At 60.3% G+C, this 14,463-nt stretch carries 16 protein-coding genes; 8 read left to right on the top strand and 8 right to left on the bottom strand.

Going from position 1 to position 14,463, the window contains the following annotated elements; genetic code table 11:
- Positions 1 to 3 precede the first annotated feature (3 nt).
- The 6 genes from QMY55_RS15035 to QMY55_RS15010 all read right to left on the bottom strand — a co-directional run bounded on the left by QMY55_RS15035 (position 4) and on the right by QMY55_RS15010 (position 6,545).
- Complete coding sequence (locus tag QMY55_RS15035) at positions 4 to 726, bottom strand: MotA/TolQ/ExbB proton channel family protein (RefSeq protein ID WP_283484990.1); 723 nt, start codon at positions 724 to 726, stop codon at positions 4 to 6.
- 23 nt (positions 727 to 749) lie between these two features.
- Positions 750 to 1,472, bottom strand: a complete 723-nt coding sequence (locus tag QMY55_RS15030) for an energy transducer TonB (RefSeq protein ID WP_283484989.1) — start codon at positions 1,470 to 1,472, stop codon at positions 750 to 752.
- Positions 1,473 to 1,620: 148 nt separating this feature from the next.
- Positions 1,621 to 1,923 carry a (2Fe-2S)-binding protein gene (locus QMY55_RS15025; protein ID WP_283488974.1) on the bottom strand — a complete coding sequence of 101 codons (303 nt, stop codon included), beginning with the start codon at positions 1,921 to 1,923 and terminating at the stop codon, positions 1,621 to 1,623.
- Between the two features lie 106 nt (positions 1,924 to 2,029).
- Positions 2,030 to 3,196 (bottom strand): alpha-hydroxy acid oxidase, encoded by a 1,167-nt coding sequence (locus tag QMY55_RS15020; protein ID WP_283484988.1) that lies wholly within the window; start codon positions 3,194 to 3,196, stop codon positions 2,030 to 2,032.
- 135 nt (positions 3,197 to 3,331) lie between these two features.
- The gene (locus QMY55_RS15015; RefSeq protein WP_283484987.1) at positions 3,332 to 4,012 is read right to left on the bottom strand and encodes a Fe2+-dependent dioxygenase; all 681 of its coding nucleotides are present in this window, start codon (positions 4,010 to 4,012) and stop codon (positions 3,332 to 3,334) included.
- Positions 4,013 to 4,280: 268 nt separating this feature from the next.
- Entirely contained in the window at positions 4,281 to 6,545 is a 2,265-nt protein-coding gene (locus QMY55_RS15010) for a TonB-dependent receptor (RefSeq protein WP_283484986.1), read from the bottom strand.
- A gap of 358 nt (positions 6,546 to 6,903) precedes the next feature.
- Between QMY55_RS15010 and QMY55_RS15005 the strand changes: the two genes are divergently transcribed.
- The 5 genes from QMY55_RS15005 to QMY55_RS14985 all read left to right on the top strand — a co-directional run bounded on the left by QMY55_RS15005 (position 6,904) and on the right by QMY55_RS14985 (position 11,930).
- Positions 6,904 to 7,554 carry a PepSY-associated TM helix domain-containing protein gene (locus tag QMY55_RS15005; RefSeq protein WP_283484985.1) on the top strand — a complete coding sequence of 217 codons (651 nt, stop codon included), beginning with the start codon at positions 6,904 to 6,906 and terminating at the stop codon, positions 7,552 to 7,554.
- A gap of 139 nt (positions 7,555 to 7,693) precedes the next feature.
- On the top strand, positions 7,694 to 8,215 hold the full coding sequence (locus QMY55_RS15000) for a DUF2271 domain-containing protein (protein ID WP_283484984.1): 522 nt from the start codon (positions 7,694 to 7,696) through the stop codon (positions 8,213 to 8,215).
- A gap of 184 nt (positions 8,216 to 8,399) precedes the next feature.
- Positions 8,400 to 9,200 carry a DUF4198 domain-containing protein gene (locus tag QMY55_RS14995; protein ID WP_283484983.1) on the top strand — a complete coding sequence of 267 codons (801 nt, stop codon included), beginning with the start codon at positions 8,400 to 8,402 and terminating at the stop codon, positions 9,198 to 9,200.
- A 208-nt stretch (positions 9,201 to 9,408) separates the two neighbouring features.
- Positions 9,409 to 10,524, top strand: coding sequence for an FAD:protein FMN transferase (locus QMY55_RS14990; RefSeq protein WP_283484982.1), 1,116 nt, complete (start codon positions 9,409 to 9,411; stop codon positions 10,522 to 10,524).
- Positions 10,521 to 11,930: a flavodoxin domain-containing protein gene (locus QMY55_RS14985; RefSeq protein WP_283484981.1), complete on the top strand. Its 1,410-nt coding sequence runs from the start codon at positions 10,521 to 10,523 to the stop codon at positions 11,928 to 11,930. Before QMY55_RS14990 ends, QMY55_RS14985 begins: the two co-directional genes overlap by 4 nt.
- A 75-nt stretch (positions 11,931 to 12,005) precedes the next feature.
- Here the strand turns inward: QMY55_RS14985 and QMY55_RS14980 are convergent, their stop codons facing one another.
- Positions 12,006 to 12,314 (bottom strand): SWIB/MDM2 domain-containing protein, encoded by a 309-nt coding sequence (locus QMY55_RS14980; RefSeq protein ID WP_283484980.1) that lies wholly within the window; start codon positions 12,312 to 12,314, stop codon positions 12,006 to 12,008.
- Between QMY55_RS14980 and QMY55_RS14975 the strand changes: the two genes are divergently transcribed.
- Positions 12,232 to 12,462, top strand: coding sequence for a hypothetical protein (locus tag QMY55_RS14975; protein ID WP_283489062.1), 231 nt, complete (start codon positions 12,232 to 12,234; stop codon positions 12,460 to 12,462). The genes QMY55_RS14980 and QMY55_RS14975 overlap by 83 nt on opposite strands.
- Positions 12,463 to 12,603: 141 nt before the next feature.
- Entirely contained in the window at positions 12,604 to 13,110 is a 507-nt protein-coding gene (gene rraA, locus QMY55_RS14970; RefSeq protein ID WP_283484979.1) for a ribonuclease E activity regulator RraA, read from the top strand.
- A 28-nt stretch (positions 13,111 to 13,138) separates the two neighbouring features.
- Here the strand turns inward: rraA and QMY55_RS14965 are convergent, their stop codons facing one another.
- Positions 13,139 to 14,053, bottom strand: coding sequence for a DMT family transporter (locus tag QMY55_RS14965; RefSeq protein WP_283484978.1), 915 nt, complete (start codon positions 14,051 to 14,053; stop codon positions 13,139 to 13,141).
- Here QMY55_RS14965 and QMY55_RS14960 point away from each other — a divergent pair.
- Positions 14,052 to 14,219 carry a hypothetical protein gene (locus QMY55_RS14960; protein WP_283484977.1) on the top strand — a complete coding sequence of 56 codons (168 nt, stop codon included), beginning with the start codon at positions 14,052 to 14,054 and terminating at the stop codon, positions 14,217 to 14,219. The genes QMY55_RS14965 and QMY55_RS14960 overlap by 2 nt on opposite strands.
- Positions 14,220 to 14,463 lie beyond the last annotated feature (244 nt).

Here is a 14,463-nt window from a genome sequence, read left to right as displayed (position 1 = left end):
GGCTTAGGCGCCTTTCTTCAGCGGCAGCACATTGCCGGAGACCTGGCCGTCCACGGAAACGCGGGCGCCGGTCACGAAATAGGCGTGCACATCGTGGGCAAAGCTGTTGAGGGCATTGAGGATGCCCTTGTTGCCGCGCACCAGAGCGTTGTAGCCCAGCACGGCGGGGATGGCCACGGCCAGGCCCAGGGCGGTCATGATCAGCGCTTCGCCGATGGGGCCTGCCACCTTGTCGATGGAGGATTGGCCCGACATGCCGATGGCCACCAGCGCGTGGTAGATGCCCCAGACGGTGCCGAACAGGCCGATGAAGGGGGCCGTGGAGCCGACGGAGGCCAGAATCGCCAGGCCGGATTGCAGGCGTGCCGTGAATTCGTTGATGCCGTTGCGCAGGCAGCGGGTCACCCAGTCGCTGATGTCCAGGGTGTCATGCAGATGGGCGCTGGTCTTGCGGTGGTGGGCAGAGGCTTCGCGGCCTTCGAGCACCATGAAGCGGAAGGGGTTCTGCTTGTCGTCCCCGAGCTTTTCCAGGCCTGTAGCCAGATCGGCGCTGTGCCAGAAGTCCTGCGCAGTCTTGGCGTACTTCTTGAATTTCACGATGTCCAGCGCCTTGATGACGATGACCAGCCAAGAGGCCACCGACATGGCCAGCAAGATGATGGCCACGGCGCGGGTCACGAAGTCGCCCTGTGTCCAGACGTGGGCAATGCCGAATTGGGATTCCATGGGTACTCCTGAAAACTGCGGTTTTATTTGAGAACAAAGTTGATGGGGACGATGTGCCACATGGCTTCGGGCACACCATTGCGCTTGCCAGGAACAAACTTCCACTGGCGCACGGTGTTGATGGCGGCGTCGTCCAGGCGGTCAAATCCGCTGGACTGTTTGATTTCGATCTTCTCGGGCTGACCCTGCTCGTTGATATAGACACGCAGCATGACCTTACCTTGCTCGCCCATGCGCTTGCTGACCGAAGGGTAGGCGGGTGCAGGGTTGTTCAGATAGGCAGCATTGCTCGACGGCTGCTCGATCTTGGGTGGAGCCGGTGGAGCGGGGGGCGCTGGCGGTGCGGGCGGGGCCGGAGGCGCCGGTGGTGCAGGCGGATTCTTGTCCGGCTTGCTCTGGCTGTCTTCCGTCGAGCCTTGCGGGGCTGCGGGAGCAGGCGTGGGGTCTTTGATGGCCTTGGGTAGCGGCGCTTTTTTCAGCTCAGGCTTGATCTGGGGCTTGGGCTGCGGTTTGGGTGCCGGGGCTGGAGGCGGTGGTGGCGGAGCCGGTGGCTTGGGCTCTGGCGCCGGTGGTGCTATGAACTCGGCAATCACGGCGGCAGGCACCACGACCTCGGGAGGGTGCTGCTGCGCCAGACCATGCTGCATGGCCCAGAGGGCGGCAGCATGTGCAACAACCACGGCACCAGCTACTGCCAGGTTGCGGCTGGGGCCGCTGGCAGAAGCAAATTGATCAGACTGGGACATAAGAGCGGGGAAGGCAACCAGAGCAGGCTGGAATCAGAAAAGAAAGCGCTGGTTAACCGGCTAGAGGGCGCCCGGTGAGGGGTTCTGCGTGCGCTGGCGCAACAAGATCAGTCACGCAGTATCCACCAGGTGCATGCCATCACAAGAATCAGGCTGCCAACAAGGGCTGAGAGGACGGTGTAGTTTGCGAGGTGGGCCATGCTTTGCTTTCCAGAATATTGGTGGCAAGCTGAACCGTCTGAACGGATGCACCGGCGTGCGATTCGTTATGAATGGCTGCGATCGGATGGGTGGCACTGCATTGGGCAACCACATCGCGTGCGCAGCCTTCGCAGCGCCCGCATTGCATGGCAACACCCAATTCAAACTGGATTTCGTCAAAGCTCATACCCGCATGCGCGTGGCGTGCTATTTCTCGGTCGGAAACCCGGCGGCATACACAGACGATCATGGCTACAGGCAGTTGTTGCTGGCTATTGAGGTGATAGCTGGAGTATAAATGAGAATCCATCGCATTTGCAATGCATGCCCGCCAATTAGGCGTGTTGCTGCTGTGGTTAAAGCTGGCTTTCCACTGAAAATGCTTGGGAAACAAGCAGTTGCGGCCCGATGTCGGCCAGCGTGGCACAGCCTGTCTGGGCCATGGCCAGCTCCAGTTCGGCACGCAGCAGATGCAGCATATGGGCCACACCCAGCATGCCGGCTACGGCCAGTGCATGCATCTGTGGGCGGCCGACCATGACGGTGCTGGCACCCATGGCCACGGCTTTGAGCACATCGGTGCCCAGGCGTACGCCGCTGTCCATCAGAAGTGGGATGGAGCCGGGCAGGGCAGCGCGGATGGCCGGAAGCACTTCCAGCGGCGACACAGCACCATCGAGCACCCGCCCGCCGTGGTTGGAGACAACGACCGCATCGGCGCCCAGCTCAGCCGCCCTGGCGGCGACCTGGGGGGACAGCACACCTTTGACAATCAGTGGCAGCCGGGTCTGTGCGCGCAGCCAGACAAGGTCGTCCCAGCTGGGGGCGTGGCGGGTCAGTTCGGTGCCGAACAGAATCTGCTCGCTCATCAGATCGGCGCTGTGGCGTTGCTGCGGCATGCCGCGCAGATTGACGGCCTCCACGCCGGGCGGCAGCGGGTAGCTGGAGCGTTTGATATGCGCATCCACCGTCCACATCAGCGCTGTGTAGCCTGCGGCTTCGGCACGGCGCACCAGCTGCAGCGTGTGCTCGCGCGAGGCTTGCTGATAGAGCTGAAACCACAGCGGGCCGCTGCGTCCCAGTTCCTGAGCCGCGCTCTGCGCAGCCTGGGCGATGTCTTCCAGGCTATGGCTGGACAAGGTGCTGACCACCATGCCGGTGCGCATGGCCATGGCGGCGCGTACGGCGGCCAGCTCGCCTTCGGGGTGGGCCAGGCGCTGGTAGGCCACGGGTGCCAGCAGCACCGGCCAGTGCAGTGGCTCGTTCAGCAGCGTCTGTCTTGTGTGCGCGCTCGATAGGTCCGCCAGCGCCTGCGGGCACAGGCGTAGTTGGTCGAAGGCGGCGCGGTTATGGGCCAGTGTCAGCTGCTGGTCGGCGCCGCTTTCAATATGGGCCCAGGCTCCAGCTTCCATATGCTCGCGTGCCAGAGAGGCGTAGTCGGCCAGACTGGCGATATTGGTCGGAATGCTTTGCAAAGGCGGCTGCGCCGGCGTGCCAAGAATATTGAGGGGAGTGGAATTCATTTTGCGGGTGCGTTCTCAAGCGAAATCAATGTTTGGGCGCGATGTGCAAACCGGCATGCTCTAACCCAGAGACGCCGCGCAAGAGTCGCCTCGCGGCGGGGGCGCCCAGCCGAGGGCGTTGTCCCCCCTCAGGGATTAGCTTTCAGACCACATGCGTAAAAGATTGTGATAAGTGCCCGATAGTGCAGCAATGCGTGAGTGCTCGGGTTGCTCCTGCGTCAGCTGCTGGATGGTCTGGTCCAGGTCAAACAGCAGGCGGCGCTGCTCGGCGGATTTGATCAGGCTCTGCGTCCAGAAAAAAGAGGCATAGCGTGTGCCGCTGGTCACAGGGTTGACGCGGTGCAGGCTGGTGCCGGGATAGACGATGGCATCGCCGGCCGCCAGTTTCACGCTTTGCTGGCCGAAAGTGTCTTCCACCATCAGCTCGCCGCCCTCGTATTCCTCAGGGTCGCTGAAGAAGACCGTGGTGGAGACATCGGTTCTGACCTTGATGGCCGTGCCCGGAATGGTGAAGAACGCATTGTCGATATGGTTGCCGTAGGTGCCGCCACCTTCATAGCGGTTGAAGCGCGGGGGCAAAACCTTGAGCGGCAGGGCGGCCGACATGAACAGCGGGTTGCGGCCCAGCCGGTCCAGCAGCAGGTCGCCAATCTGCTGGCCCGTCTTGCTGTCCAGCGGCAGTTGCAGATTGCTTTTGACCTGGGCCGCCACATGGCCAGCCGTGGTGCGTCCATCCTGCCAGGTGGCAGCTTCCAGTGCCTGGCGGCAGTGACGGACTTCATCGGGAGTGAGCAGGGCGGGAATTCTTAGCAGCATGGCTGGGTCTGGTAGGAGATATCGATCTACAGATGCTGGAAACCATAGCAACTGGCGCTTGCTGTTACTTGAGTTCAATGCCTTGATGGTTTAAAACCTTGTATATCAAGTGCTGGCAGCAATGCTTTTGATAGCTGGGACTGGCGCAATGCGGTTTCCAGTCTGCAAGTGTGCATGTAAAAAGCCCCGCTGGCACCAGAGGCCGGCGGGGCTGTGTGTCATGACTTGAGGCTGAGCTGTGCTGGATCAAGCACAGGCCGGACTCCAATTAGTACATGAACTTGAGCGAAGCCACGGCGGAGCGGCCAGCGCCCATATTGGCGTAATGAGGCGAGCGCACGCCGGTGTAGTACACCTTGTTGCCCAGGTTGTAGACGTTCAGCTGGAAGCTCAGATTCTTGTCGATCTGGTAGGCCAGCATGGCGTCGTAACGGGCAAAGCCATTGGCGCCCTTGGTCACGATGCCTCCATCCACGGTGGACACTGCATAGGCGGCATTGACGCTGCTTTGTGCATAGATGCCCAGACCCAGAGTCAGCTTGGGCATGGGCTTGTAGCTGGTCCACAGGCTGAAGCTGTGCTTGGGCGTGTTGGTGAAGGGTTGACCATTGGCCACGTTGCCGATGCCCATGTTCTTCTGCTCGCTATCCATGAAGGTATAGCCGCCGAACACACTCAGGTTGGACAGGATCTGGCCGGTGAAGCCCAGTTCCAGACCGTTGACTTCCTTGTTGCCGCCCATATAGGTGCCGGTGGCATCGGAGATACGGACATTGGTCACTTCGTTGCGGAAGATGGCAGCCGCCAGGTTCAGCTTCTTGTCCAGCAGATCCCACTTGGTGCCCAGCTCGATGGACTTGGTCTTTTCAGGCTTCAGGCTGATCAGCGCATCCGTGGTCGTGGTCAGGTCTTCGCTGCCGTTACCCAGGGTGGAGCCGCCGGGACGCGAGGAAGTGCCGATATTAGCGTAGATGCTGCCATTGGCTGCAGGCTTGTAAACCACACCCAGCTGGTAATTGAACAGGGTGTCGCTGCGGCTCAGGTCATACGCAGGGTAGTTGTTGGGGGCACGGCCACCGGCGGGGCCGGAGGAGGACAGCTTGTAGTGGTCCACGCGCAGACCGGCGTTCACCAGCCATTGCTCGTTGAGCTTGAGCGTGTCAAAGCCATACAGGGCAATCGTGTCGATCTTGTTGATCGTCGATTGAGCAGGCAGCGTGATCGGGAAATTCCAGGCAGCATTGGCACCGCTGGGGTTACTCAGCGTGGTGCACCAGGGGTCGGACACCGAGGTGCAGACGCCGCTGGCGCTCTGGATGGCGCCGGAAGTACCGTCAGATTTTTCCTTGGACAGTTCCAGACCAAAGGCATAGGTATGGCCGATGGAGCCCGTCTGTTCTTTGCCGGTGAACTCGGTCACGTTCTGCAGCGTGGTGGTGTCCCAGAAACGGAAGTTGCCACGGCGCCAGACAAAGCCGTTGATGGCATTGCCCTTGGAGTCGTCAGGCTGAGTCCAGATGTAGTCCTGCTTGGTCTTGCTGTAGCGCAGGCTGTTGCGGACCTTGTTGGTGTCGGTGAACTTGTGTGTGACCGAGGCGGTGAACAGATCGCTCTTTTCCTTCTCATAGTCACGGTTGTTCAGACCGTACCAGTTAGCGCGGTCATTGCCATAAGTGGGGCGCACGGTGGAGCCGCCGGGCAGCTTGGCCATGGCGGTGTTGCTGTACAGATAGGGCACGCCGCCGTCGGGCGTGTTGTCTGTCTGCAGATGCTGCCAGGACAGGGTCACTTCGGTAGGGGTGCCCAGGCCGAAGGTCACGGTGGGAGCAATACCCCAGCGCTTGTTGTCGGGACCGTTGCGGCCGGGAACGTCGGCGCTGTGGCCCATGGCGTTCAGACGGATGGCAGTGGTTTCGTTGATCTTGCGGTTGATGTCCAGCGTGCCGCGCAGATAGTTGTCGGTGCCCAGGCCCACGTCGCCCGAGATGAAGTTCTCGTTCTTGGCCTTCTTGGTGGTGATGTTGATCGAGCCACCTGCACCGCCACGACCGGCGTAGGCCGAGTCGGCACCCTTGATGACCTCCACCGACTCCACGTTGAACACTTCGCGCGTACCGGCCGCGATATCGCGCATGCCGTCCACAAAAGTGCTGGACTGGGCGTCCATGCCGCGAATGAAAGGCTGATCGCCCGAGGGGTTGCCGCCTTCGCCGTTGCCGAAGGTGATGCCGGGGGTGGAGCGCAGGGCGTCCTGCAGACTGGTGGCGCCGGTCTGCTTGATGATTTCTTCATTGATGACCTGAACGGTCTTGGGCGTGTCCAACAACGGGGCGGTGAACTTGCCCTGGCTGCTGGTTTCTGCCTTGAAGGCATTGTCGGCTGCGGCTTCCACGTTCACGGTGGAGAGTGTGGTTTCCTGCTGAGCCATCGCGCTGGCGCCAATCAGGCACAGGCCTGCGGCAATCACGATTTGCTTGAGCTCGCAGCGCAAGCCGTTGGAGTCGGTGGGAGTCAGGTGGTTGTGGTTGGACATGCTTTTGGATGAAGAATCGGTTTTTTGCAAAGCGTGGCGGATTCTAGATGATATTGATAATGGTTCTTGATACCATTACCAAAAAAGGAATGGCAGCTCTTGACTTGTTGCCGAGCGGCAACAGTTCGGTCGGCGCAGCTTGGGTTCAGGCTCGACAAGCGGCTTTGTCCTGGCGGACCTGACGGCTGTGGGTTTGTTTACGTCAGGTAAAGTAAATAGAAGTGATATGCATTTAGAATTTCGCGCAACTAGAATGCCGCCTTGCTGTGCAAGCCTTTACAAGGTGTCCAAGGTTTTGCCCCAGCGTGCCAAGCGTCCCGCTGGGGTCTGGTGGCTTTGCAATCCCTGAAAGTTCTGAATGACAGCGGCTTCTTCCAATGCTCCGCAGCGGGCGTACTGGCTCAAAAAACTGCATGAATGGCACTGGATCAGCTCTGCCATCTGCCTGATCGGCATGTTGTTGTTCGCCGTGACAGGTTTCACCCTCAACCACGCAGGGCAGATCGAAGCCAGGCCCAAGGTGGAAACGCGCGAGGCGCAGCTTCCCGAAGATTTATTGAAAAAACTCCTGCAAGCCCAGGAGCAGAGCGCGCAAGCTGCTAGCAATGCAGGAGTGAACTTGCCCGTCGATGTTGACGGCTGGCTGGCCCAACAGATCAGGGTCAGCGCCAAGGGCTTTGCTGTGGAGTGGAGCGAGGACGAGGCCTATGTCCCCATGCCGCGTCCCGGTGGCGATGCCTGGCTGCGGGTGGATCTCAAGGATGGTGCCGTGGAATACGAGCGCACCGACCGAGGCTGGATTTCCTATCTGAACGACTTGCACAAGGGCCGCAATACCGGCGGCGTCTGGAGTCTGTTCATTGATGTATTTGCGATTGGCTGCCTGGTGTTCTGTATCACCGGGCTGTTGATTCTGAAGATGCATGCACAGCGCCGTCCCATGACCTGGCCCATGGTGGGGCTTGGGCTGGTGCTGCCAGCACTGCTGGTGCTGCTGCTGGTGCATTAGTGAAGTACCCCCTGAGCGGCTGAGCCGCTTCCCCCAAAAGGGGACGGGGCGGCGCGGCCAGCTCAGGCCCTTGCTGGCTGTCTCTGAGTTGGGGTGCTGATTGCGCGGAGTACTACTGGAATTTGTGAAGGAAGAAAAAATGGCGAAGCGGATTTTCAAGACCTCGGTGGCTTTGAGCGCCGTGGTGGGTCTGCCGGCAATCGCTGGCGGACTGGATGTGACGGTGACCGTGCCCCAGTTGCAGGTGGCCGAGTACCACAAGCCCTATGTGGCCGTGTGGCTGGAAAAGGCCGAGGGCGGCATGGCGGCCAATCTGTCCGTCTGGTACGACGTGAAAAAGCACGATGCCGAAGGCACCAAATGGCTCAAGGACATGCGCCAGTGGTGGCGCCGTACCGGTCGCGAGCTGAGCTTTCCCATCGACGGCGTGACTCAGCCTACCAAGCCTGCGGGCGCCCATGCTCTGTCGTTTGCCGAAGGCAAGAACCCGCTGCCCAAGCTGGCTCCCGGCCAGTACAAGCTGATGGTGGAGGCCGCGCGCGAAGTCGGTGGCCGTGAACTGGTGTCCATTCCCTTCGAGTGGCCCGCGAAATCTGCCACCAGCCTGAGCGCCACGGGCAAGACCGAGCTGGGTGCGATCAAGTTAAATGTCACCCCCTGAGCGGCTTTGCCGCTTCCCCCTCTCTCTACGTGCTGCGCACTAGGGAGGGGGACGACAGCTTCGCTGCGCGGCGGCGGGGGGCGCCTAGGTCTTGCTCGCTGTCTCTTTCATAAGGGCGCGCCAGTTTTTGAGAACGCGCCTTTTGTTTTCGATTTGTCATCCTTTCTGTTTTCAAGGACCCGATATGAAATTCAAAACACGTGCTCTCGTTGCTGCAACCCTGGCTCTGGCCGCTTTGGGTGCACAGGCCCATGACATCTGGTTCAAGCCTTCGAGCACAGTGCTGTCCAAGTCGGACTGGGTGACGGTGGATGCCGCTGTCTCCAACGATGTGTTCTTCTTCAATCATCGTCCTCTGGGCCTGGAAGGCGTCAAGGTCAGCGCTCCCGATGGCTCGGCCGTGGAAATGAAGAATGTGGCCAAGGGTGAGTTGCGCAGCGTCTTTGATTTCAAGCCCGAGCAGACCGGCACGCACCGCGTGACCATGTTGTCGACCGGTGTGATGGGCAGCTACAAGGATGCCAAAGGACAGCCCAAGCGCGTGCGCGGTTCGGTGGAAGAGGTGCTCAAGCAGATCCCCGCTGATGCCAAGGAGGTGCATGTGATTGAAAGCCTGCGCCGGATGGAGACCTTTGTGTCCCTGGGCAAGCCCTCGGCACTGGGCGTGAGCGGCAAGGGTCTGGAGCTCAAGCCCGTGACCCATCCCAACGACTTGGTGGCCAGCGAAGAAGCCACGTTTGATTTCCTGATCGATGGCAAGCCCGCCGCCGACCTGGAGATTGAACTGGTGGCTGATGGCATCCGTTACCGCGATGGTATGGACGCGATGAAGTTCAAGACCGATGCCAAGGGACGGGTGTTGATCAAGTTCCCCCGCGCTGGCCTGTTCTGGCTGAACACGGATGCCAAGGACAACAAGACCACGATTGCCAAGGCTACCGAGCGTCGCCTGAGCTATACCGCCACTCTGGAAGTGCTGCCTTAATTTTCAGGCCCAGATGGCTTGAGACACGCGCCCTCGGCAATTCCATGCCCGGGGCGCGTCGTTGTTTAGAGCCGCTAACACAACCCTTGATACGTCGTTGCTTCGCCTTGTCGTACTCTTGTACTGCCTGCGGCTTCGCGCCTCGTCTCAACCGCAAATCTGCGATTTGCCGGGTTGTGTGAGTGGCTCTTAGGTGAAGACCGTATTGATGACCTCCTCAACCCCCCGCGTCCGCTTTGATGCCAGCCTGTGGCAGCTGCCACGGCCTGCAACGCCTGCAAATGGCATATCCGCAGGTGTGGCGTCCGGTGCAGCAGTCAATTTCGGCGGCGTGCACTGGCAGTCAGCGCGCATGCAGCAGCAAAGCGATGGCCGTGTTCATCGCCTGAGCGGCGCCACCATGGGTACGACCTGGTCGCTGCGGCTGGCCAACCCTGACTACCAGCCCATGGAGCCTGTGCAGGCGCTGGTTCAGCAGGTGCTGGATGCCGTGATTGCCCAGATGAGCAATTGGGAGGCAGATTCGGCCATCAGCCAGTTCAATGCATCAAAACCTGGGCAAACGCAGACACTGCCTGCGGAGTTTGCTCATGTTCTGGATGCGGCTTTGCACTGGGCCAAGCTCTCGGGCTCGGCCATGGACCCCAGCATGGGGGCGCTGGTCTCGCTCTGGGGCTTTGGTCCGCGCCAAAAACCTCTGCAGCCGCATGCGGCCAGCTTGCCTCTGGCTCAGGATATTGACCGCCTGCTGCAATCCAGTGGCTACCGCCATTTGCAGTGGAATGCCGACAGGTGCGAGTTGCTGCAACCTGGTGGACTGGAGCTGGACCTGTGCGGTATAGCCAAGGGCTTTGCCGTGGACTGGGTGGTGCAGCGCCTGCAAGCCGCTGGCTGGCAGGGCGGCTTGTTTGAAATTGGCGGTGAGCTGCGCAGCTGGGGTCGCCGGCCTGACGACGGCCTTTGGCGGGTGCAACTGGGAACGGGTGCGGAAGATGAAAGCTCCCCCTTGGTGGTGAGCCTGGGGGAAGGCTCTTTTGCTACCTCGGGCGACTGCTGGCATCGGTTTTCGGTGGCAGGGCGCAGCTACTCACACACGCTGGACCCGCGCACGGGCTGGCCGGTGCAGCATGACCTGGCCAGCGTCACCGTGTTTCATGAAGAGTGCATGCACGCCGATGCTTTGGCGACGGTGCTGACGGTGCTTGGGCCTGAGCAAGGCATGGAGTTTGCACGGCAGCACGCGATTGCCGCGGTGCTGACGGCGCATGGACAAGAGCGGCGGCAGCTGAAGAGCCCCGCCTGGATTCAGAGATTTGGGGCATGACAGTGGAATGGATTTTGACGCCCGATCGCCTCTCGGCTGCCATGGGCCTGCTCGCGGCATACACCGGCATGTGCTGGGGTATCGGTGCCAAGGTACGCAAACAGCGTCTGGCCGACGAGGCCCAGGGCAGCGCGCCAGAGGGTAAGACCGATGCACCTGCAGTGCTGGTGGTGTATTCCAGCCAGACGGGCCAGGCCGAGGCACTGGCCCGCGCCACGGCCGCCATGTTGACGGAGCGGGGCTTGCAGGTGCGGCTATTGGCTGCGCAAAAGCTCGGCGCCGAGCTGCTGGCCCGGTATTCACAAAGCCTGTGGCTGCTGTCGACCACGGGCGAGGGCGATGCTCCAGATCAGGCATTGGGATTTGTACAGGGTCTGATGGCTTCGCAACCGGACCTGCAAAACCATCAAAGCCTGGTACTGGCACTGGGGGACCGCGAATACCAGCAGTTCTGCGCCTTTGGCCTTCAGGTTCATGAGTGGCTACAGGCCTGTGGCGCGCGAAGCCAGGTGGTCTGTGTCGACAATATGGACAGCCAGAGCCTGCAGGACTGGCAAGGCCTGGTCACGCAGATGCACCAGAGCCTGCAGGGGGGGAAAGCCGGTGCTCCGGTCAGCGCGCCGGCGCAGGATTGGCTGCAGACGCCGGCAGCCGTGCCCATGGTGCTGAGCCAGCGCAAGCTGCTCAATCCCGGCAGCCAGGGTGGGCCGCTTTACTGGCTGGAATGGAAGCCGCAGTTCGGTGCGTTGCCGCAGTGGCAATCTGGCGATCTGGTGTCGCTATGTGTGCCGGCTGATCCCGAGCGCGCGCGTGATTATTCGATTGCATCGACGCCCGCCGATGGCAGCCTGCAACTGCTGGTACGCCAGAGCACGCGTGAAGACGGCTCGCCGGGTCTGGCATCCGACTGGCTGTGCCGGGGCATGGCTGTGGGCGATGTGCTGCCATTGACTGTGCGCGAACATGCGGGCTTTCGCCTGGGCGAGAACGCCGGGCGTCCCTTGATTCTGGTGGGCAATGGCTCGGGTCTGGCGGGCTTGCTCAGCCATATCCGTGCACGCGTGCAGCAAGGGTGTGGCGACCAATGGCTGCTGTTTGGTGAGCGCAGCCCGCAGCATGATGCGCTGTATGGCGAGCAACTGCAGACCTGGCTGGTGCAGGGTCATCTTGCCCGCCTGGATCGGGCCTGGTCACGCCATGCCACGCAGTCGCTTTATGTGCAGCAGTTGCTCAATCGTGAGGCCGAGGAAGTGGTGCGCTGGGTGGAGCGGGGCGCTGCCATCTATGTCTGTGGCAGCCTGCAGGGCATGGGCCAGGGGGTGCATCTGGCGCTGCAAGCCATTCTGGGCGAGGCACAGGTGGATGCGATGCTGGCCTCGGGCCGCTATCGCAGGGATGTGTACTGAGCGGCTAGCAAACAGGCTGCCCGGAAACATAAAAAGCTGGCAATGCCAGCTTTTTCCTTGTCTGCAAGCCTTGGCTTACTTGACGTGCTTGCCGATCAGGCCGGCCATCTCGAACATGGAGACTTGGGGCTTGCCGAAAACTTCCTTGAGCTTTGCGTCGGCATTGATCATGCGCTTGTTGGCAGCGTCTTGCAGATTGTTGGCCTTGATGTAGACCCACAGCTTGCTGATGATTTCCGTGCGGGGCAGGGGATCCTTGCCGACCACTGCAGCCAGAGCAGCGCTAGGAGTCAGGGGTTTCATGAAGGCAGCGTTGGGAGTGCGCTTCTTAGCGGCGGGAGCTGCTGCGGGTGCTGCAGCGGTTGCCTTCTTTGCAGTTGCCATTTTGCTTATTCCTAATTGGGTAGTGGACTTATCACCAGCGAAATACAGCTGCAATCCACTGGCTGAACCTGATGCTAATGGCAAAAAATCGCTCTTCCAAGCTAGTAGGCTGTTTTTTTGCCTCGATTTGTTGCGCATAGGCCCTTGAAACCCTGTTTTGCACAGTTTTTCCCCCGAGAGTGTTGTGAAAAAGTTGCTCTCTGTAGGCGTTGTCTGGCGTGTGTGCAGTGACTGGCGGCGCGAGCAAGGCAAGATCGGGCTCTTTCCTGCACTCTGATTGGAGTTTGTGATGACGAATGCCCGTGCTTTCAGTACCTGCGACCTTTGCGATGCCCAGATCAGCGATGACAGCGGCGATTTTCGGGTTTTGCCGCCGGTTTTTCGCAGTCTGGGCGGGCATGCATATTTTGCGGGCGAGGTCCGCACCGTTCAGTGCCTGGATGACAACAGCTTGGTTCGGGCTGCATTGGCCGAGCCGGGGCTGGGGCGTGTGCTGGTCGTTGATGGCGGCGGTTCCTTGCGCCGTGCGCTGGTGGGCGGCAATGTGGCGGCATCTGCGGCCAGAAACGGCTGGGCGGGCGTACTGGTCTATGGCTGCGTGCGCGATGTGGCCGAGCTTGGTGCCACACCGGTAGGCCTTTACGCGCTGGCGTTGAACCCCATGCCCACGGTCAAGCAAGGACAGGGGCTGCGGGATGTGGCGGTGCAGATCGCCGGTGTACCCGTGCGCAGCGGCGACTGGTTGTATGCGGACGAGGACGGTATTGTCGTCAGCCGCCGCAATCTCATGGCTTGATGCGGGTGGCTATCAATTTTGATAGCTGTCAGCGCTTGACTGATCTGCTCTGGGGCCAGGTTGCAATCACAACGCTGGTCAGCGCAATCGCAAATGCCAGAGACTGCATGCCGCTGATGCGCTCGCCCAGTGCCAGCATGCCCATCAGTGCCGCGCTGATGGGAAGCAGCACGGTGAAGATGCCAGCCTGAGAGGCTGGGATGGTGCTCAGGCCCGTCATCCATAGCCAGACCGTCCAGACGCAGGCGGCCAAGGCGTAAAACAGCAGCAGGCCCCATTGCGGCAGCGTGACCTGTGCAAAGTCGAACTGCCAGGCCAGGTACAGGCCGGCAGGTGCAGACAGGGCAAATCCCCAGAGGTTGATCAGTGCGGTGATGCGTTTGGGGCTGACGCTGGCGGTCAGCTTCTTGCCGATGACGGCATAAGTGGCTTCGCAGAGCACCGCCGCTACCAGCAGTAACTGGCCCAGCAGCGGCTGGGAGGCCGAGAGGCTGGCACCGGGGGTATCCGGCTTGCTCAAGGCGTTGAGGCTGATACCGAGCACCGCCAGGGCAATGGCGGCCCAGGTGCGTGCAGCTACGGATTCACGCAAAAAAATCCAGCTCATGATCGCTACAGCGGCAGGAATGGCCGCCATGGTTACGCCTGCGGTGACGGCGCTGGTCAGCGCCACGCCGGTAATCATGCAGAGCGTGAAAAGAAAGTTGCCAAAAAACGACTCGAAAAACAGCAGCCAGCGGGTTTGACGGGATAGCGGGGGCTCGTCGGCAGGGCGCTTGACCCATCCCAGCATGGCAATGGCGCCAATGCCAAACCGCAGCCAGGCCAGCAGCATGACAGGAAAAATCAGCGCCAACGGTTTGGAGAGCGCCACATAGCTGCCAACCAGCGTCATGCTCAAACCCAGACAGAAATAGGCAATAGGGCGGCTCGCTAGGGTCATGACTGATGAGACTGGACAAGGGAATAAGGCTTGGGCACAAAGCATAGCGGTTGCCGTGATGGATGCCGTCATTCCTTCGGGCTTGCAAACCCTGATCAACAAGAAGTGGATCTGGAGTGCATGGATTGCAGTGCTTGCCACTGGGCAGAAAAGCCCAGGATGCTGACGAAATCTGCTTCATTGATGGTTCAGATGAACTAATTCGCTGGGCAGTGGCGGAAATTGCAGCGATATGGATTCAAGGTTTTTCATCAGGCAAGATTTGTTTTCCATATTATGAAAAATTTAAATGTTGCGGTGCGGCAATATTTCTCAATATGAGAAATAACTTATCATATTGTGATAAATAAAAATAAATATTTGATTTTATTGAAATAAATTTATGGTCTTTTATAAGACATAAGAGTGAT

The sequence above is a fragment of the Comamonas resistens genome, assembly GCF_030064165.1.
In the GTDB taxonomy this organism is placed as follows: domain Bacteria; phylum Pseudomonadota; class Gammaproteobacteria; order Burkholderiales; family Burkholderiaceae_C; genus Comamonas; species Comamonas resistens.
This window is presented reverse-complemented; position numbering and strand designations above follow the sequence as displayed.